The sequence below is a fragment of the Mesorhizobium sp. ESP7-2 genome, from assembly GCF_020164715.1.
Taxonomy (GTDB): domain Bacteria; phylum Pseudomonadota; class Alphaproteobacteria; order Rhizobiales; family Rhizobiaceae; genus Mesorhizobium.
Window position 1 is genome coordinate 76,233 of record NZ_JAIUGQ010000021.1, and the last position, 19,771, is coordinate 96,003.

Here is a 19,771-nt window from a genome sequence, read left to right on the forward strand (position 1 = left end):
ATGGCCAAGACCAAGGTAGAACCAGAGCTCGACCAGCCGGACGAGCGGCTCGATCGTGCCATCGAGGAATTGCGCGGGGTCCTGCACGAAGAAGAGCAGCGCCCGGAGATGGCGGCAAGGGACGCGGCATCGGCCAATTCAAGCGTCATCATGAACATCCCCGTCGATGTCCAGATCATCCTCGGCAGCACCGAGATGGCGGTTTCCGATCTGATGGCGCTGCAGAAGGGTTCGACCGTCGCGCTCAACCGACGCATCGGCGAACCGGTCGATGTCGTGGTGAACGGCCGCAAAATAGCGCGCGGCGAGATCACCGTGCTCGAAAGCGACCCTTCGCGCTTCGGCATCAGGCTGACCGAAATCATCGCCGGCACGAAGGGCGCCTAGACATGGCTGGCAGGGCTTGCCGATGGCAGCGGAGGCGAAAGGCATGACAACGCCGCTGACGACCCTGACACGCGCACAGAAGGCGGCCGCCATACTGGTGGCGATGGGCAAGCCGTCGGCCAGCCGCCTGTTGAAATTCTTCAAGCAGGAAGAGCTGAAGGCGCTGATCGAGGGCGCCCGGCTGCTCAGGACCATTCCGCAGAGCGATCTCGAGCGCATCGTCGCCGAATTCGAGGCCGAATTCACCGAGGGCGCGGGCCTGCTCGATTCCGCCGACAGGATGGACACGATCCTCAACGAGTCGCTCTCGCCCGAAGAGATGAGCGCCATCATGGGCAACCAGAAGCCGGAGGCGGCGCCCGAAGGGCCGCCGCCGATCTGGCCCGATCTCGAAAAGCTCGAACCCTCGCGGCTGGGCGCCTTCCTCGCGGGCGAACATCCGCAGACGGCGGCCATGGTGCTGTCGAAACTGGCGCCGCAGGCGGCGGCGAGCGTGCTCTTGACGCTGACGAAGCCGATGCGCGGCGAGATCATCAAGCGCATGGTGACGATGGCCAATGTTCCGGCCGCCGCCACCAGGATCGTCGAGAACCGGCTGCGCGCCAGCGTGCTGTCGGACACCTCGACCAAGGACACTTCGGCCGGGCAGGCGCGCGTCGCCAGCGTGCTCAACGAGCTGGAAAAGCCCCTGCTCGACGAGGTCATGCAGGATCTCGAAGCCGCCGGCACGCCCGACCTCGACGGCGTTCGGGCCCGGCTGTTCGCTTTCGACGACCTGCCGCTGCTCACCCAGAAGGCGCGCGTGCTTTTGTTCGACGGGCTGTCGACCGAGCTTGTCACGCTGGCGCTGCGCGGCACGTCGGCGGCACTGGCCGAAGCGGTGCTGTCGGCAATCGGCGCCCGCTCCCGGCGCATGATCGAGGCCGAACTCGGGCAAGGATCGGACGGTGTCCCCGCCGCCGACATCATGACGGCACGCAAGACGATCGTGACGACCACCATCCGGCTGTCGCGCGAAGGCGCTTTCGAACTTCCCTCGACGCAGAACGCCGCCTAAGGCATGTCCGACGCCGCCGACAAGGATTCGAAAACCGAAGAGGCGACGGAAAAGAAGATCCGCGACACAATCGAACAGGGCAAGTTGCCCCATTCGAGGGAGACCGCGATCCTGGCCTCCTTTGTCGCCATATTGGTGTTCACCGTCTTCTATGCCAAGGACGCCATCGTCGAGCTCGGCATGTTCCTGTCGATGTTTCTGGAGAAGCCCGAGGCCTGGCCGATGGACACCGAGACCGATGTCATCGAGCTCTACAAGATTGTCATGCTGGAAGTGGGCCGCGCCGTACTCAGCCTGCTGGTGCTGCTGACCGTTGCCGGCATCGGTGCCTCGGTGCTGCAGAACATGCCGCAATTCGTCGGCGAGCGGATCAGGCCGCAGATGTCTCGTATCTCGATCGTCAAGGGCTGGAACCGGATGTTCGGCGCCCAGGGCTGGGTCGAATTCCTGAAGTCCCTTGCAAAAGTCGGTTTTGCCATCGCCGTGCTCACCTTCACGCTGTCGGAGGATCACCGCAAGCTGCTTGCCGGGATGATCACCAATCCGGTCGCTTTCGGTCTCGTCATCCGCGGCATCGCCGTCGACATACTGGTGGCGATCGTCTTCGTCATGGGACTGATCGCGGCGATCGACGTCGTCTGGTCGCGCTTCCACTGGAAGCAGGACCTGCGCATGAGCAAGCAGGAGGTCAAGGACGAGTTCAAGCAGGCCGAGGGCGACCCGATCGTCAAGTCGCGGCTGCGCTCGCTGGCGCGAGACCGGGCGCGCAAGCGGATGATGACGGCGGTGCCGCGCGCGACGCTTGTCATCGCCAACCCGACCCACTTCTCGATCGCGTTGAAATATGTGCGCGACGAGGATTCGGCGCCGCTCGTGGTGGCGAAAGGGCAGGACATCGTGGCGCTGAAAATCCGCGAGATCGCCAAGGAACACAACATCCCGATCTTCGAGGACGTGGCGCTCGCCCGCTCCATGTACAAGCAAGTTTCGGTCGATAACGTGATCCCGTCGCAATTCTACCAGGCCGTCGCCGAACTGGTGCGGATCGTCTACTCGAAAAAGGCTGAGCGCAGACAGATTTCATGAACCGGCAACCGCACGCAAAATCCCGTGAGATCATCGTCGCCAGCGCCATCGAACAGGTGGTCGGCGAACTGAGGTTGATCGATGTCGCCGACTATATCGCCTTCATTCGGCTGGAGCATTTCGCCTGCCTGTCGGACTTGGTCGATTCAGCGGTGGAGCTGTTCTTCATGCCGGGTACGCTGAGGCTCGGCCATGGCGGCGAAGCGCATGTCGACTGGAGCGGCAGCCCGCGCATCGTGCTCGACCTGGAGCTCAGGCCACCCGGCGTGACCGTCTATTTCCAGCTGACGCTGAGCGAGACCGGCAATACGGTCGTGGTCAATTACGTGTCGTTTGAAAAACCGGGCGAAGACCCAGAGCACAATACGGCGCTGCTGGAGGCGGTGATCGAACAGGCCCGCATCCGCAAAGTCGAACCGCTGGCATTTTAAGGCGCTTCAGCCGACAGCGATTACTCGATAAGCCCCAGCCGCAGCGCCTTGGCGACCGCCTGGTTGCGGTTGACGGCATTGAGCTTCTGGGTCGACTGGGTGAGGTACTGGTTGGCGGTGTGCACCGACAGTTTCAGGAGCCGCGCGATCTCCTCGCTGGTGTTGCCGTTGGCGGTCAGCTTCAAGCATTCGAGCTCGCGCTTGGAGATCGAGCGCATTCTGCCGGCATCGCCGGGACGCATGCGCGCGACCGCGGCAAAAAGCGAGAAGCAGCGAGCGTGGATTTCGTAGAGCGCATCCTGCGGCAGCGCGATCTCCGATCCCTGGAAGACGACGAGGCCGCATTGACCGCGATCGGCATGGACGGGAAAGGCAATGCCGCTCGATCCGGGTGTCAGCGGCGCCATCTGTCCGGTCCAGGCGAGACTGCCGAACATGTCGGCCATGGCCGCCACGCCATCGTCCGTCCACCAGCGCGGCTCGGTCGAAATCCGGCTGTGGCGAACGATGTCCTCGCCATTGGCCCCTGAAATGAACTTCGTCGCCACCGCGATGCCGGGATAATCGGAATCAAAGCACGGGACCAGCCGGTCGCGCTCCGGCGACGGGCTGACGAAGAACAGGCCGAAGGCCGAGGCGTTGATGTCGACTGATATCCAGCGGCAGCGGCGCACCGCATCGGGAATGGTGACGGCGTGATGTGTTTCGGATCCGAGCGAGAAGGCGCCGAAGGGGCTGCGCTGCTCGTTGAAAAGGGCTTCCGCGGCGTCCTTGATGTCGGCGTGTTTCAAATGATGCCACTCCTGATCGCCGTGGCGATGGCCATCGCGCGGTTGCTGGCCGCGAATTTCTGGATGGCGTGGGTGATGTAGCTGTTGACGGTGTTTGAGGAGACGCCAAGGATGACTGCCACCTCGTCGGTGGTCTTGCCTTCCGAGACCCAGAACAGGCATTCACGCTCACGATCCGAGAGCGGATCCTGCATGGCCGAAGCGGCGATCAACTGCGGAATGTGCGAGAGCGCGTAGCAGCATTTCAGTTGCGCCTTCATCAGCGCCGGCTGGTCGATCTGGCCGGCCGCCGCCGCCGAGAACAAGGCGAACAGGCGCCGACGGCCGACATTCAGCCGCAGTGAATAGATTTCGGCATGGCCGAGCACGTCGAGGAGCCGGGCCTCTTCGCCCGAGACCAGCCCCTCGGCATCCGGCGCCTCGGCCGCCACGAATGGTGTCGGACGGATACCGGGTGCGGCGGTGAGCGGTCCCTGGGCAAGGCTTGCGATCAGCCGCTTGCCGATCAGCTCGATGGCGTCGAAGATCCAATTCGAGGAGACGATATGCGCATCGTTGCGGTCCTGGTCATGGACGATGGCGACCAGCATGTAGCTGTCGGCGCCGATCTCGGCGGTCAGCTCCATGAAGAAGCTGGTGAGATCACCGCGCGACGTCAGGCGCGAGCCCAATGTGTCGGATTGAAGAGGCGCGGCGGGACTGCTCATCTGCTGCTTTTGGCCGGAATCGATGCTGATGTCCGGTTGCTGGGGAGCCAGCCGCCGAACCCGAAAACGCGTTACTTTTACGAGACACACGAGGCGCGGGGCCGCGCCCAACCAGACGGAATCCATTCAGGGCACGCGAAGACATCCGCGTCTGGCGCCGGAGAAGTCCGGAACGTGAGACTTTGGGTGGTTGCCGCGCCCCCCGAGGACCGGCTGATTCGGGTCTAATCTACCCGCAGATGAATCCGACATCAAACGCGATTTGACAAAATCGAATCCGATGGACTCGGCCTGCGACTCAGGGGCCGATCTCCGTGCCTTTCCATGGGCGGGACGTCGAGCCGGGCAGGCCGGTCATCGCGTTTGCGATGGGCGCATGCAATGCCAGGTCGACGCAAAAAAAGGGCGGCTGGCGCCACCCTTCCTTGTCTGTCTTCCGTGCGGACCGTTGGTTCCTCTGGACGAGAGATCTAACGATCCTCGAAGCCGGTCAGCACGCCGACGGCATTGATGCCGATCTCCTCGACGGCGTAGCCGCCTTCCTGGACGAACAGCGTCGGCAGGCCGAGTTTGGCGACGCGCCGGCCGATCTTGGGATAGTCGGGGCTTTTCAGCTTGAACTGGCTGATCGGGTCCTTCTCGAAGGTGTCGACGCCGAGCGAGACGACGACGATGTCGGGCGCGTAGGCGGCCAGCCTGGCGCAGGCATCTTCCAGTGATGCGTTCCAGGCCTCCCAGCCGGTGCCGAAGGGCATGGGATAGTTGATGTTGAAACCTTCGCCCGGGCCCGCGCCGCGCTCATCGGCATGGCCGAGAAAGAAGGGGTATTCGACCATCGGATCGCCGTGCAGGTTGAGAACCTGCACGTCGGCGCGGTCATAGAAGATCTCCTGCGTGCCGTTGCCGTGGTGATAATCGACGTCGAGGATCGAGACACGTTTGGCGCCCTGGTCACGGAACCATTGCGCGGCGACCGCCGCGTTGTTGATGTAGCAATAGCCGCCCATGAAGCCGGCGCCGGCATGGTGGCCGGGCGGACGGCAGAGCGCGAAGGCCGATCTCTCGCCGTCCTTGACCAGGCCGGCCGCGGTCAGAGCGACGTCGTAGGATGATTTGATCGCGGCCCAGGTGCCCTCGACGAAAGTGGCGCCGCCGTCGAAGGAATAGTAGCCGAGCAGGGCGTCGATACGCTTGGGCGGCACGTCGCCGCGCAGGCCGCGCGTCGGCCAGGTGAACGGCATTGCCGAACCCGTGAAGCCGGATTCCACCCATTGCGGCCAGACGGTCGGCAGGAAGTCGATGTAGTCGGCCCTGTGGACGCGCTTGGCGGCGGCAAGGTCGTGCTCGACCGGCGCGATGATCGGACCGAGCTTCTCGCTTTCGACCCGCGCCTTGATGAACTCCGCGCGCGAGGGCTTTTCAAAGCCGGGCACGATGGCCGAGGTAACCAGTTCCATCTGGCCGGCGTGGCCGGCGTGAAGCGGCGAATAGACAGTCTTCATGAAGTTCCTCTCGAAGCGCGAAATCAACCAAGATTGAGATAGGGGCTCAGCAGCGCGAGCCACATGGTTTCGACATCGTCCTCGATGAGGTCGAATGTCCTGCGGTCCTTCTTCAGCCCCACGAGCCGGCAGGCATGCCCGACCTCCATCATCACCACGCCGAGCCGGCTGGCGATCTTGCCTTCGAGCGCCGGGTTTACATGCTGCAGCCATGCCGCATAGAGGGCGATGATCTGGTCGTCATATTCGTTCTGGATCGGCCGCAGGTCGGCATTGCCTGAGATGGCCTCGATCACCGGCATCAGGGTGGCGTTTTCGAGATAGAGCTTCGACGTGTCGATGAAGAGCTTGCGCACTTCGCGCCGAAACTCTTCGCGGTTGGTGGGCGCGGCGACCTTGATGCGCCTAGCGATCACCTCGGGAAAGGACGACAGCCAGCGCCGTGCTAGGTCCAGAAGAATGGCTTCCTTGTTGGGAAAGTACTGGTAGACCGAACCGACCGACAGGCCCGCGCGCTGCGCGATGGCGAGCGTCGTCGGCGTCTTGGTTCCTTGCTCCCGCGTCAGGATAAGCGCGGCGTCGAGAATCCTGTCGACCACCTTGCTGGATCGCTGTTGCCGAGGCTGCTTGCGCGGTTCGAGCGCTATCCTGGTTTTGCGGTCGAGACTGCGCTTCACTGCTTGATGCCCTCGTACCCCGCCTGGTCCCAACACAGGCGGAGCGTGCTGTCCACAATACATTCTAAATCCGGCATGTTGACAAACGCGAATAATCAGTCGCATTCTTTATCCACGCTGTCTCTTGGGATAACAAGGGGAATTTCGAAGACAGCGCGCCGGCATCATTCGTTATCCGACGGTCCCGCTCCGTGGTGTGGCGGGTCGTTGGACGCGAGCTTTGCCGGTCTCTGTCAGTCGTCAAAAGCGCGGAGTCGCGATGTCGGTCACGGGTGCGGGTGATAGTGCGGATCTGATTGTCATCAACGGTCGTGTGCTGACCATGGACGGTGACAATCCCGCCGCCGAGGCCGTTGCCGTCAAGGACGGCGCCATCATCGCCATCGGCAGCAGCACCTCCATCGAAGAGTTCAAGGGATCGGGCACCAAGGTGATCGACGCGCTTGGCGGATCGGTCCTGCCCGGCTTCATCGAAGCCCACATGCATCTGTTTTCGGGCGCCGCCGAGCTTGCCCATCTGCAACTGGCTGGGGTGCACGGGTTCGAGGCGCTGCAGAAGGCGATCCGCGGCTATGCAGCGACGCACCCCGACGCGCGGATGCTGGTCGGGCAGAGCGTCGACTACACCGTGCTCGACGACGAGCGGGTGACGCGCCACCATCTCGACGCGATCCTGCCGGACCAACCTTTCGTCATGGCCGCCCCCGACCATCATACGATGTGGGCCAACACCAAGGCGCTAGAACTCGCCGGCATCCTCAACGGGCGCACGCTTGGGCCGGGCAACGAGATCGTCATGGGCGACGATGGCCTGGCAGCGGGCGAATTGCGCGAGGGCGAGGCGTTCGGCCCGGTTCTCGACCTTGCCGGCGAAGGCCGCGTGCGACTGGGCCTGGCGACCGGCGGCGAGCCCAACCCGATGCCGTCGGCCGCCGAACGCGCTGCCGACCGCGACATCATGCGGCGCGGGCTTGCCTGGTGCGCGCGCCACGGCATCACCTCTATCCAGAACATGGACGGCAATCTTTACCAGCTCGAACTCTTGGCCGAGATCGAGGCCGAGGAAGGGCTGCCCTGTCGGGTGCGGATCCCCTTCCACTACAAGAATTTCATGACGCTCGACATGCTAAACAAGGCGTCTGTCATGGCAGAGCGCTACGACAGCGAGTGGCTGTCATCGGGCATGGTCAAGGTGTTCTATGACGGCGTGCTCGATTCCTGGACGGCGGTGATGGTCGAGCCTTATGCCGACCGCCCTGACTGGGTCGGCGAGCCATTGTTCACGCCGCAGCAGTTCATCGATCTGGCTGTCGCCATCGACAGGCGCGGGCTGCAGATCGCGGTTCACTCGATCGGTGACGGCGCCGTGCGTGCCGTGCTCGATGGCTACGAGGCGGCGCAAAAGGCCAATGGCAGGCGTGACAGCCGGCATCGCGTCGAGCATATCGAGGTCACCACCACGGCGGACGTGCCGCGGTTTGCCGAACTCGGAGTCATCGCTTCCATGCAGCCCCCGCATCCGCCGGGCGCCATGGATTTTCCGCTGGAGCCGACCGTGTCGCGCATCGGCCCGGCCCGCTGGCCGCTGAGCTATGCCTGGCGGACCTTGAAGAACGCCGGCGCCCATGTCGTGTTCGCCTCGGACTGGCCGGTTTCGCCGATCGACCCGATCCTGGGCATCCAGGCGGCAGTACTGCGCAAACCCTGGGCAGAAAGCGATCCCGACCAGAGCTTCTCGCTGCAAGAGTCGATCGCCGCCTACACGGTCGAGGGCGCCTATGCCGAATTCGCCGAGCACCGCAAGGGCATGCTGAAATCAGGCTATGTGGCGGATCTGGTGGTGCTGTCGGCCGATATCGAGAAGACGGCGCCGGCCGATCTGCACAAGCTGCGGCCGGTGACGACGATCTGCGGCGGCAAGGTCACCTATCAGGCCTGATAATGGCATGAGGCTTGCTGGCTAAAAGACTGACTGAACTGTGATTCAATGCCGGGCTTGCCAACCTACCGGCCATGTGGTCACATCCAACAGGGGACAAACTCCGCCAGCAAGAGCGGGGTCAACAGTGAGGCGTAATCGTGCCGGACAAACCGGATCGGAATGCGATTGAAGTAGTAAACGTCAGCAAAATTTTCGGATCGGGTGAGGGGCAGGTCGCTGCCCTCGACAAGGTCTCGGTATCCATCCGCGAGAACGAGTTCTTCACGCTGCTGGGACCCTCCGGCTGCGGCAAGACCACCTTGCTGCGGCTGATCGCCGGCTTCGACTTTCCAACCGCCGGCGAGATCCTGCTCTACGGCCAGGACATCGCGCCATTGCCGCCCTTCAAGCGGCCGGTCAACACCGTCTTCCAGTCCTACGCGCTGTTCCCGCACATGACGGTCGCCGACAATATCGGCTTTGGCCTGGAAATGCTGGGCAAGCCGAAGGGCGAGATCAAGGCGCGTGTCGCCGAGATGCTGAAGCTGGTCAAGATGGAAGCGCTGGCGGGCCGTCGCACCGGCCAGATTTCGGGTGGCCAGCAGCAGCGCGTGGCGCTGGCCCGGGCACTGGCGCCGCAGCCGAAGGTGCTGTTGCTCGACGAACCGCTCTCGGCGCTCGACTACAAGCTGCGCAAGGAGATGCAGATCGAACTGAAGCGGCTGCAGAACGAGACCGGCATCACCTTCATCTTCGTCACCCATGACCAGGAAGAAGCGCTGACTATGTCGGACCGCATCGCGGTGATGTCGTCGGGCAAGATCCTGCAGGTCGGCTCGCCCTGGGACATCTACGACAAGCCGGCCGAACGCTTCGTGGCCGACTTCATCGGCGAAACCAATTTCCTCACCGCCGCCATCTCAGGCGCCGGCAAGGGCAAGGCGCGCGCGACGCTCAAATCCGGTGCGATCATCGAGGCGACCGTCGCAGAAGGCTTCCAGCCGAAAGACAATGCCACCGTGGTGGTGAGGCCCGAGCATGCCAAGCTGACGAAGGACAAGGGCGACCTGTCGGGCACGGTCGAGAACATCGTCTATTTCGGCACCGACACGCATATACATGTCCATCTCGACAGCGGCGAGGCCTTCACCGTGCGCCAGCAGAACACGCGCAGCGCCGGCTGCGGTTTCGATCGCGGCGACAAGGTCGGCATCATGATCGGCAACGACGCCGCGCAAGTGCTGAGGGACTGATGGCGACAGCGGAAGAAGTCGCCAAGGCAGCGGAACGGCGCGATGTCCGTGACCGCTGGCTTTTGTCAGCGCCCGCGCTGCTGGTCATTCTGTTTGCCGCGACCGGCCCGCTGCTGATCGTGCTGGTCTATTCGTTCCTCACCCCCGGCGCCTATGGCGACGTGAAATGGCAGTTCTCATCCGACGCCTGGACATCGGTCTTCCTGGAACGCGATATTTTCGACGACACGCTGTCGCTCGCGGCGGCGCACGTCACCATCGTCTGGCGCTCGATCAAGCTCGCGGTGGTGACGACGCTCGCCACCTTGGCGCTCGGTTTCCCGACGGCCTATTTCATGGCGACGCGCAGCGAAAAGACCAGGGATCTCTGGCTGTTCCTGATCACCATCCCGTTCTGGACGAACCTGTTGATCCGCACCTTCGCCGTGCTGCAGATCATTCGCAACGAAGGCATCGTCAACACGATCCTGCTCAAGCTCGGCATCGTCTCGGCACCGGTCCAGATCCTCTACACCGACACGGCGATCCTCATCGGCATGGCCTATGTCTACCTGCCGCTGATGGTGCTGCCGATCTATGCCAGCATGGAGAAGCTCGATTTTCGCCTCGTCGAGGCGGGCTATGATCTCTATGCGACACGCTTCAAGGTGCTGCGCAAGATCATCTTTCCGCTGGTCAAACCCGGCGTCATTGCCGGCTCGATCCTGGTTTTCATTCCGGCACTGGGCGCCTATGTGACGCCGAGCGTGCTTGGCGGCGGCAAGAACATGATGCTGTCCAACCTGATCGAGTTGCAGTTCGGACAGGGCCGCAACTGGCCGCTGGGCTCGGCGCTGTCGATCACGGTGATGATCATCGTCATGGTGGCGCTGCTTGCCTATGTGCGCAATGCCGGCAAGTCGGGGGTGCGGCATGGCTAGCAACTTCTCCATCAAGCACCAGCCGGGCTTCACCGCGATCGCGGCAACCTGTTTCATCGTGCTCTATCTGCCGATCTTCGTGCTGGTGATCTACGCCTTCAATGCGGCAAGCTCGACCTCGGAATGGGGCGGCTTTTCGCTGAAATGGTTCCAGTCGGCATACCAGAATACGCAGGTCATCGATGCGACGCTGCGTTCGTTCCAGATCGGCTCCATCGCGGCGGTGCTGTCGACCATCTTTGCTACCATGGCCGCGCTCGCCACCACGCGCACGGCGTCCTATCCTGGCCTGACCTTCAAATACGCGGCGATCAACCAGCCGCTGATGGTGCCCGAGATCGTCACCGGCGTGGCGCTGCTGATCTTCTTCTCGCGCATCAAGATCTTCACCGGCTACTCCGGCATCGGCTACCTAGTCGCCGCGCATACGGCGTTCTGCATTCCCTTTGCCTATCTGCCGATCCGGGCGCGGCTGGAGAATATGGACCTGACGCTGGAACGCGCCGCGGCCGACCTCTACGCGACGCCGTGGAAGACCTTCCGCCGGATCACGCTGCCGCTTTTGTGGCCCGGTATCCTGGCCGGGCTGATGCTGGCCTTCGTCATCTCGCTCGATGACGTCGTCATCACCGAATTCGTCAAATCGGGCGGCCAAGACACGCTGCCCACCTACATGCTCGGCCAGATCCGCCGCGGCATCACACCCGAGATCAACGCGATATCGACCGCCTTCCTGCTGCTTTCGGTCGCGATCGTCACGTTGTTTTTCTTCGTCAGCAGGAAACGAGACTGAACCTGAAATGGGAGTTGAAACCATGAACTGGAAGACAACAGCGAGCGCCATGGGGTTGGCGCTGCTCGCTTCGACGGGCATCGCCCGCGCCGATGGCGAACTGAACATCTACAATTGGGGCAACTATACCAGCCCCGACGTGATCAAGAAGTTCGAGGCCAAATACAACATCAAGGTGACTATCACTGACTATGACTCGAACGACACCGCGCTGGCCAAGGTCCGCCAGGGCGGCACCGGCTTCGACATAGCGGTGCCTTCGCAGACCTACGTGCCGATTTGGATCAAGGAAGGCCTCGTGCTCGAGACCGATCCCGGCAAGATGGAGAACTTCAAGAACGTCGCGCCCGAATGGGCCAATCCCGACTTCGATCCAGGCCGCAAATACTCAGTGCCGTGGGCATTGGGCACTGTCGGCGTGGTCGTCAACACCGACGTCTACAAGGGGCCGGCCGACAGCTGGGGCATCATCTTCAACACGCCGGACGAGCTCAAGGGCAAGGTCAACGTCGTTCCCGAGATGAATGACGTCATCTTCGCGGCGATCAAATATGTCGGTGGCCAGCAATGCACCGACGACAAGGCGGTTCTGAAGAAGGTGCGCGATACGCTTGTCGCGGCCAAGCCGAACTGGATCGCCATGGAGTACAACACCATCGAAAAGATGGGCGCCGGCGACTTCAAGGCAACCAGCGACTGGAACGGTTCGGCTCTGCGTCAACGCCTGGCCAATCCGGCCATCCACTACAACTATCCTAAGGAAGGCTATGGCCTGTGGAGCGATAACGTCGTCGTTCTCAAGGAAGCCAAGAACGTCGAGAACGCCAAGCTGTTCCAGAACTTCATCATGGATCCGGAAAACGCGGCGGGCCTCTCTGCCTTCCACCGTTACGCCAACGCCATCACCGGCTCGGACAAGTACATGCCGGCGGACATGAAGGACGCGCCGGAAGTGGTCATTCCGGCCGCCGCCAAGCCACAAGGCGAATTCCAGAAAATGTGCGCACCGGAAATCCAGGACATCTACACCAAGATCTGGACCGAACTGCAGAAGTAGTCACAGACACAAGGGACCCGGCGGCACCCGCCGCCGGGTCTTTTCTTTTCCGGGAATGGCCTTTCATGGACTCCTATCGCAACAGCGATCCGCGGCCGCCGATCATGCAGGGCTCGCCGTCCGCCATGGTGCCGCCCAGGCTCGATTGGGACCGGCCACCGTGGAACCGATGGGCTTTCCAGCATATCAGGGAAATTCTGCCGACCGCCGAAGTCTGGCGTGGCGCTGGTCACCGCCACCGCATCGAACGCGCCGAAGTCGATCTCGACGGGCTGGCGGTAGAAGACAGCGAGGGCAGGCCTTCGACACTCGCCGGTTTGCTCGACGAGACCTATACGGACGGCTTCCTGGTGCTCAAGGACGGCAGGATAGCCTATGAGCGCTATTTCAATGGCATGGACGAGCGCACGCTGCATCTGTCGCAGTCGATGGCGAAGTCCGTCACCGGCACGGTGTTCGGCATATTGGCCGGGCGCGGCCTGATCGATCCGGCCAGGCCGGTCACCGATTATTTGCCGGAACTCGGCGTCACCGGCTGGGCCGGCGCCCGCGTCCAGCACGTGCTTGACATGACGACCGGCGTACGGTTCTCCGAGGAATACACCGACCGCTATTCGGACATCGGCCAGGTCGATGTCGCCACCGGCTGGAAGCCGGTGCCGCCCGGCAGCGATCCGGATTTCCGCTGGCCTTCGCACATGTTCGAGCTGATCCTGGGCTTGAAAGAGACCGTGCGCCGGCACGGCGCTCGGTTTGAATATCGCTCGATCGAGACGGACGTGCTCGCCTTCATCATGGAACGGGTGACCGGCAAGCGGCTGGCGCAGCTGCTTTCCGAGGAGCTCTGGCAAAAGCTCGGCGCCGATGAAAGCGCCTGCTTCACCGTGGACAGCGCCGGCTATGCGCTGGCCGATGGCGGCTTCAACGCGACGCTGCGCGACTACGCCCGCTTCGGCCAGCTGATCCTCGACAATGGCGGCGGCATCGTGCCGGCCGACTGGATCGAGGCGACGCGCACTGGCAAGCATGGTCCGGATTTCTCCGCCAGCCTGCCCGATGGCAGCTATCGCAACCAGTTCTGGATCGAGAATTCCAGTTCGCGGGCACTGATGTGCCGTGGCGTGTTCGGACAGTTGATCCACATCGACTGGAACACAGGAATGGTGGTGGTGAAGCTGTCGACCTACCCGGATTTCAGCAACATGGCCTATTCCGTGGCAACGCTGAAGGCCGTGCACGCCATCGCCGCGGCGCTCGCCTAAACCTCAAGAAGAAAAAGACTGGAAGGAAACGCCATGACCGGCAAGACCGCGTTCGAGACACGATACGGATTCCGCCGTAACGAGGTGCTGCTCGGCAACTGGCGCGTGGGTCCGTTCAACCGGTGGTCGTTCCAGAATCTCGGCGAACTGGTGCCAACCGCCCGCGTGACGGCGCCGGCCGGTGTCGAGGCGCCGATGCGAGACCTCAGTGGCTTGCTCGGCGAGAAGGTCACGGTCGCGAGCGCACCGGAGACGGTGGCTGAATTCCTCCTGCGCTCCAGCACCGACGCGCTGACGGTGATGAAGGGCGGCAAGATCGTTGGCGACTGGTTCGCGCCGCATATGGATTTCGGCGCGCGCCACATCATCTTCTCGATCAGCAAGTCGGTGACCGCGATCATCGCCGGCATACTGGAAGGCGAGGGGGTGTTCGACCCTGAAGCGCCGGTGACGCATTACATTCCGGAAGCTGTGCGCTCGGCCTATGGCGATGCAAGCGTTCGGCATGTGCTCGACATGAGCGTCAGCCTCGATTTCGAGGAGGCCTATCTCGATCCGGAAAGCGCCTTCGCCCGCTATCGCCGCGCGACGCTGTGGAATCCCGGCGGCGGCACCGAAAGCCTGCGTGAATTCATCCTGACCCTGCAGCGGCTTGCCGAGCCGCATGGCCAGACCTTCCGCTACCGCTCGCCCAATTCCGACCTGCTCGGCCTTCTCTTGGAACGCGCGTCAGGGCAGCGCTTCTGCGATTTGATGCGCAAAAAACTGTGGCTGCCGCTTGGCGCCGTCAGCGAGGCCTCCATCGGTGTCGACATGGAAGGCACGGCACGCACCGCCGGCGGCATTTCGGTGACGCCACGTGACCTGGCGCGCATCGGCGAGATGATGCGGCAGGGCGGCACAGCCAATGGCCGCCGCATCGTGCCCGAGGCCTGGGTACGCGACACCACCAGCACCGGTGGCAGCTCGGAAGCTTGGCAGCGTGGTGCCATGCTGCCGCTGTTCCCGAAAGGCCGCTACCGCAACAAATGGTATCAGACCGGCTTCGAAAATGGTGCCTATTGCGGCATCGGCATCCACGGCCAATGGCTTTATGTCGATCCCAGGACCGAAGTGGTGATCGCCAAGATGTCGTCGCAGCCGGAGCCGGTCGACGATCCGCTGGACATTGAGATCGTCGCGTTCTTCGAGGCGCTGAGCCTGATGGTCTAAGGCGCTGCGACGGCCACATTAGAGGCTGCTTTCCTGTGGACCCGCCGCGCTGATGGATGCGCGGGTGGTTGGCGGACTGAACGTGTGCGCTTATGGTCGCCGCTCTTTTCGACGAGAGTGGGAATGACATGGCATCCGACATCAAGCGCATCGCAGCCATCATCGCGGCCGAAATCAAGGCGCGGCCCGAACAGGCGGCCGCGGCGATCGGACTGCTCGATGAAGGGGCGACAGTGCCGTTCGTGGCACGCTACCGCAAGGAGGTGACCGGCGGGCTGGACGACACGCAGTTGCGCGACCTTGCCGAGCGTCTTGTCTATCTGCGCGAGCTCGACGCCCGCCGCGACACCATCCTGGGCTCGATCCGTGAGCAGGGCAAGCTGACCGAAGAGCTTGAAACCAAGATCGCGGCGGCGGCCACCAAGGCGGAGCTCGAAGACATATACCTGCCGTACAAGCCGAAGCGCCGCACCAAGGCCGAGATCGCCAGGGAGCGCGGGCTGGGGCCGCTGGCCGAAGCCATTCTCAACAATCGTTCGCTGGTGCCGGCGGAAGTTGCGCTCGCCTATGTCACCGAAGAGGTGGCCGACACCAAGGCCGCGCTCGAAGGCGCGCGCGATATCCTGTCGGAGCAGTTCGCCGAAAATGCCGATCTGGTCGGCAAGCTGCGCAGCTACATGAAGGAGCGCGCCTTCCTGCGCGCCAGGGTGGTCGACGGCAAGCAGGAGGCCGGCGCGAAATTCTCGGACTATTTCGATCATGTCGAGCGTTGGTCCAGTGCGCCAAGCCACCGCGCGCTGGCCATGCTGCGCGGCCGCAACGAGGAGGTGCTGTCGCTCGATATCGAGGTCGACGCGGATGACACCTCGCCGGTGAAGCCGGTCGAGCGGATGATCGCCAATGCCTATGCCATCGGCGGCAGCCTGCCGGGCGATCGCTGGCTGATGGAGGTCGCCGGCTGGACCTGGCGGATAAAACTGTCGCTGCACCTGACGCTCGATCTGATGCGCGACCTGCGCGAGCGGGCCGAGGAAGAGGCGATCCATGTCTTCGCCCGCAACCTGAAGGATTTGCTGCTCGCGGCTCCCGCCGGCTCGCGGCCGACGATGGGGCTCGATCCAGGCATCCGCACCGGCGTCAAGGTCGCGGTGGTCGACGGCACCGGCAAGCTGGTGGCAACGACGACGGTCTATCCGTTTCCGCCGCGCAACGATGTGCGCGGCACGCAGGCCGAGCTTGCCGCGCTGATCCGCCAGCACAAGGTCGAGCTGATCTCGATCGGCAACGGCACCGGCAGCCGCGAAACGGAGAAGCTGGTGGCCGACATGCTGTCGGACATGCCCGCGGGGGCAGGCCCGAAGCCGCTCAAGGTGATCGTCAGCGAGGCGGGTGCCTCGGTCTATTCGGCGTCGGCGACGGCGGCGGCCGAGTTTCCCGGCCTCGACGTGTCGCTGCGCGGCGCGGTGTCGATCGCGCGGCGGCTGCAGGATCCGCTGGCCGAACTGGTCAAGATCGAGCCGAAGTCGATCGGTGTCGGCCAGTACCAGCACGATGTCGACCAGTACCGGCTCGGCCGCTCGCTGGAGGCTGTCGTCGAGGACGCCGTCAACGCGGTCGGCGTCGATCTCAACACCGCCTCGGCGCCCTTGCTGGCGCGCGTTTCGGGCCTCGGCGCGTCGCTCGCCGAAGCCATCGTCGCGCATCGCGATGCGACCGGCCCGTTCGCCAGCCGCAAGGATCTGCTGAAGGTGGCACGGCTTGGGCCGCGTGCGTTCGAACAGTCCGCCGGATTCCTGCGCATTGCCAATGGCAGCGAGCCGCTCGATGCCTCGTCGGTGCATCCGGAAGCCTATGGCGTGGCCAAGAAGATCGTCGCCGCATGCGGCCGCGATGTCCGCGCGCTGATGGGCGACAGTGCCGCGCTGAAGGCGCTCGACCCGCGCGTCTTCGTCGACGAGCGTTTCGGCCTGCCGACGGTGCGCGACATTCTTGCCGAGCTGGAAAAGCCAGGCCGCGACCCGCGCCCCGGCTTCAAGACGGCGACCTTCGCCGACGGCATCGACGACATCAAGGATCTGAAGCCCGGCATGCTGCTGGAAGGCACCGTCACCAACGTCGCGGCGTTTGGCGCGTTCGTCGATATCGGCGTGCACCAGGACGGGCTGGTGCATGTCTCGCAACTGGCCGACCGTTTCATCAAGGACGCGCATGAGGTGGTCAAGGCCGGCGACGTGGTGAAGGTGCGCGTCGTCGATGTAGACATCAAGCGCAAGCGCATCGCACTCTCCATGCGCAAGGATGCCGGCGAGGGCGGCGCATCGAAGGGCGGACCGCGCGACAATGGCGGCGGCAGGCCGGCGCCACGCTCGCCGGCGCCGCAGCGCCAGCCGGAGCGGCCGGCACAGCAAGGTGCGTTCGGCGCGGCGCTGGCGGATGCGCTGAAGCGGAAGTAGCTACCATGCCAGAACGGCCGGCTCCTTCTCAAGTTGCCCCAGCAGCCAGTCTCGAAAACTGGCAACCGGCGGATAGCCGCGCTTGTCGTGGGGAACGACGAGGTAATAGGCGCTGCGGCTTTGCATCGGCTGGCCGGGCGCTGGCACAAGCTGGCCGCGCTGTAATTCACCCTCGATGAGGAGCAGCGGCAACAGCGCCACGCCGAGCCCCGCCATGCAGGCCTGGGCGGCCGTGCCGAACTGTTCGAACTGCATGCCTGGTCCGGTCGGCGCGTTCAGCCCCTGATTTTCGAACCATTCCGTCCATGCGCCGGGGCGGGTCGTCATGTGCAGCAGCGGCAAACGACCGATGTCGGCCGGCGTGGCGATGGCGCGGCCGGCGAGGAATTCCGGCGACACCACCGGCGCCACGGTTTCGCGCACCAGAAGCGTCGAGTGGGCTTCCGGCCAGTCCGGCAAGCCGTAGTGGATGGCCGCATCCAGCCTCTCCCTGGCGAAGTCGAAGCGGCCGACGCGGGTTACGAAGTTGATGGTGATGTCGGGATTGCTTTCGACGAAATTGGGGATCATCGGCATCAGCCAGCGCGTGCCGAAGGTCGGCAAAATGGCCAGGTTCAGGATACCGCTATGTCGATTGCTCATCAATCCGAGCGCTGCGTCGCGCAATTGGCCAAGTGCCGAGCGTACCGCCTCGGCATAGATTTCGCCTGCCGTCGACAGGCGGACGTTGCGACTGTCGCGCTCGAACAATCGGCGGCCGAACTGATCCTCCAATAGCCTGATCTGCCGGCTGACAGCGCCCTGGGTCAAGTCAAGCTCCTGCGCGGCGGCGGTGAAGGACCCAAGCCGGGCCACCGCCTCGAAGGCAGCGAGGGCGCTGATGTTGGGCAAAAGGCGGCGCTGAACACTCATGATCTATTCCTAACGCTCATTGATCCGTGAAGCAATTTCGTTTGATTTTTTCAGGCCACGGGCCGATAAGCCGGGCTTCACCCTTGTGAGGATCAAGCCATGGCCGCCGACAAGAATGCATTCGTCTGGGAAGACCCGTTCCTGATCGAGGACCAGCTTTCGGAAGACGAGCGCATGGTGCGCGACGGCGCGGCGGCCTTTGCCGCCGACAAGCTCGCGCCGCGCATCGAGGAGGCCTATCTCAACGAGACTTTCGACACTGCGATCTTCCGCGAGATGGGCGAGGCCGGCCTGCTCGGCATCAACATTCCGGAGGAGTTCGGTGGCCTCGGCGCCAACTATGTCACCTACGGGCTGGTGGCGCGGGAAGTCGAACGCGTCGATTCCGGCTATCGCTCGATGATGTCGGTGCAGTCATCGCTGGTGATGTATCCGATCCATGCCTATGGCTCGGATGAGCAGCGCAAGAAGTACCTGCCGAAGCTCGCCAGCGGCGAATGGATCGGCTGTTTCGGTCTGACCGAGCCGGATGCCGGCTCCGACCCCGGCGGCATGAAGACGCGCGCGCAAAAGACCGCCAGCGGCTACAAGCTGACCGGCTCCAAGATGTGGATTTCCAACGCCCCGGTCGCCGACGTATTCGTCGTCTGGGCGAAGTTGAAGGGCGAGAACGGCAAGGACGAGATCCGCGGTTTCGTGCTGGAGAAAGGCATGAAGGGGCTGTCGGCGCCGAAGATCGGCGGCAAGCTGTCGCTGCGGGCGTCGATCACCGGTGAAGTGGTGATGGAAGGCGTCGAAGTCGGCGAGGACGCATTGCTGCCCAACGCCAAGGGCCTCGGTGGACCGTTCGGTTGCCTCAACCGGGCCCGCTACGGCATCTCCTGGGGCTCGATGGGTGCGGCGGAAGATTGCTGGCATCGCGCTCGGCAGTATGGCCTCGACCGCAAGCAGTTCGGCAAGCCGTTGGCCGGCACCCAGCTTTACCAGAAGAAGCTCGCCGACATGCAGACGGAGATCGCTTTGGGGCTGCAGGCTTCGTTGCGCGTCGGGCGCCTGCTCGACGAGGGCAAGATGGCGCCGGAAATGATCTCGATCGTCAAGCGCAACAATTGCGGCAAAGCGCTCGACATCGCCCGCCAGGCCCGCGACATGCATGGCGGCAACGGCATCCAGATCGGCTACCACGTCATGCGCCACGCGCAGAATCTGGAGACCGTCAACACCTATGAAGGCACGCATGACGTGCACGCGCTGATCCTGGGAAGGACGCAGACGGGGATACAGGCCTTTTTCTGAGGGTTCGATAGCCGTTTAATTTAGGTGCACCGCAACATCCGCTTGGAGAATGGC

The 19,771-nt window shown here is 63.5% G+C and carries 18 protein-coding genes; 13 read left to right on the plus strand and 5 right to left on the minus strand.

All coding sequences use genetic code 11. The features are described 5' to 3' along the window. Genes fliN through LB543_RS20120 form a run of 4 tightly spaced genes read left to right on the plus strand, consistent with a single transcriptional unit; the run spans position 1 to position 2,961 of the window. Positions 1-387 (plus strand): flagellar motor switch protein FliN, encoded by a 387-nt coding sequence (fliN, locus tag LB543_RS20105; protein WP_224615306.1) that lies wholly within the window; start codon positions 1-3, stop codon positions 385-387. A gap of 43 nt (positions 388-430) precedes the next feature. Further along, complete coding sequence (locus LB543_RS20110; protein ID WP_224615307.1) at positions 431-1,444, plus strand: flagellar motor switch protein FliG; 1,014 nt, start codon at positions 431-433, stop codon at positions 1,442-1,444. 3 nt (positions 1,445-1,447) lie between these two features. Then, a complete protein-coding gene (gene flhB, locus LB543_RS20115) occupies positions 1,448-2,530 on the plus strand; it encodes a flagellar biosynthesis protein FlhB (protein ID WP_140810504.1) in 1,083 nt (360 codons plus the stop codon). Further along, positions 2,527-2,961, plus strand: a complete 435-nt coding sequence (locus tag LB543_RS20120; RefSeq protein ID WP_224615308.1) for a hypothetical protein — start codon at positions 2,527-2,529, stop codon at positions 2,959-2,961. Before flhB ends, LB543_RS20120 begins: the two co-directional genes overlap by 4 nt. A 20-nt stretch (positions 2,962-2,981) precedes the next feature. Here LB543_RS20120 and LB543_RS20125 read toward each other — a convergent pair whose 3' ends face one another. The 4 genes from LB543_RS20125 to LB543_RS20140 form a co-directional block, all read right to left on the minus strand. Continuing rightward, positions 2,982-3,752, minus strand: coding sequence for a helix-turn-helix transcriptional regulator (locus LB543_RS20125; RefSeq protein ID WP_224615309.1), 771 nt, complete (start codon positions 3,750-3,752; stop codon positions 2,982-2,984). Further along, positions 3,749-4,459 (minus strand): helix-turn-helix transcriptional regulator, encoded by a 711-nt coding sequence (locus LB543_RS20130; RefSeq protein WP_224615310.1) that lies wholly within the window; start codon positions 4,457-4,459, stop codon positions 3,749-3,751. The genes LB543_RS20125 and LB543_RS20130 overlap by 4 nt, the downstream gene beginning before the upstream one ends. Positions 4,460-4,929: 470 nt before the next feature. Then, on the minus strand, positions 4,930-5,961 hold the full coding sequence (locus LB543_RS20135) for a histone deacetylase family protein (RefSeq protein WP_224615311.1): 1,032 nt from the start codon (positions 5,959-5,961) through the stop codon (positions 4,930-4,932). A gap of 23 nt (positions 5,962-5,984) precedes the next feature. Next, the gene (locus LB543_RS20140; protein WP_140810500.1) at positions 5,985-6,638 is read right to left on the minus strand and encodes a TetR/AcrR family transcriptional regulator; all 654 of its coding nucleotides are present in this window, start codon (positions 6,636-6,638) and stop codon (positions 5,985-5,987) included. A gap of 259 nt (positions 6,639-6,897) precedes the next feature. Between LB543_RS20140 and LB543_RS20145 the strand changes: the two genes are divergently transcribed. From LB543_RS20145 to LB543_RS20180, 8 genes are all read left to right on the plus strand, one after another. Next, positions 6,898-8,577 carry an amidohydrolase gene (locus tag LB543_RS20145; RefSeq protein WP_224615312.1) on the plus strand — a complete coding sequence of 560 codons (1,680 nt, stop codon included), beginning with the start codon at positions 6,898-6,900 and terminating at the stop codon, positions 8,575-8,577. 140 nt (positions 8,578-8,717) lie between these two features. After that, the gene (locus LB543_RS20150; protein ID WP_140810498.1) at positions 8,718-9,812 is read left to right on the plus strand and encodes an ABC transporter ATP-binding protein; all 1,095 of its coding nucleotides are present in this window, start codon (positions 8,718-8,720) and stop codon (positions 9,810-9,812) included. After that, the gene (locus LB543_RS20155) at positions 9,812-10,732 is read left to right on the plus strand and encodes an ABC transporter permease (RefSeq protein WP_140755880.1); all 921 of its coding nucleotides are present in this window, start codon (positions 9,812-9,814) and stop codon (positions 10,730-10,732) included. The genes LB543_RS20150 and LB543_RS20155 overlap by 1 nt, the downstream gene beginning before the upstream one ends. Next, positions 10,725-11,525, plus strand: coding sequence for an ABC transporter permease (locus LB543_RS20160; protein ID WP_140755878.1), 801 nt, complete (start codon positions 10,725-10,727; stop codon positions 11,523-11,525). The genes LB543_RS20155 and LB543_RS20160 overlap by 8 nt, the downstream gene beginning before the upstream one ends. A gap of 22 nt (positions 11,526-11,547) precedes the next feature. Then, positions 11,548-12,582: an extracellular solute-binding protein gene (locus tag LB543_RS20165; RefSeq protein ID WP_140755876.1), complete on the plus strand. Its 1,035-nt coding sequence runs from the start codon at positions 11,548-11,550 to the stop codon at positions 12,580-12,582. Between the two features lie 65 nt (positions 12,583-12,647). Continuing rightward, on the plus strand, positions 12,648-13,844 hold the full coding sequence (locus LB543_RS20170) for a serine hydrolase domain-containing protein (protein WP_224615313.1): 1,197 nt from the start codon (positions 12,648-12,650) through the stop codon (positions 13,842-13,844). A 33-nt stretch (positions 13,845-13,877) separates the two neighbouring features. Next, the gene (locus tag LB543_RS20175) at positions 13,878-15,056 is read left to right on the plus strand and encodes a serine hydrolase domain-containing protein (RefSeq protein WP_224615314.1); all 1,179 of its coding nucleotides are present in this window, start codon (positions 13,878-13,880) and stop codon (positions 15,054-15,056) included. A 128-nt stretch (positions 15,057-15,184) separates the two neighbouring features. Continuing rightward, positions 15,185-17,509 carry a Tex family protein gene (locus LB543_RS20180; RefSeq protein WP_224615315.1) on the plus strand — a complete coding sequence of 775 codons (2,325 nt, stop codon included), beginning with the start codon at positions 15,185-15,187 and terminating at the stop codon, positions 17,507-17,509. Here LB543_RS20180 and LB543_RS20185 read toward each other — a convergent pair whose 3' ends face one another. After that, positions 17,510-18,421: a LysR family transcriptional regulator gene (locus LB543_RS20185; protein ID WP_224615316.1), complete on the minus strand. Its 912-nt coding sequence runs from the start codon at positions 18,419-18,421 to the stop codon at positions 17,510-17,512. A gap of 99 nt (positions 18,422-18,520) precedes the next feature. On the opposite strand from LB543_RS20185, the gene LB543_RS20190 reads away from it, so the two are divergent. Continuing rightward, on the plus strand, positions 18,521-19,717 hold the full coding sequence (locus LB543_RS20190; RefSeq protein ID WP_224615317.1) for an acyl-CoA dehydrogenase: 1,197 nt from the start codon (positions 18,521-18,523) through the stop codon (positions 19,715-19,717). The last annotated feature ends 54 nt before the right edge of the window (positions 19,718-19,771 follow it).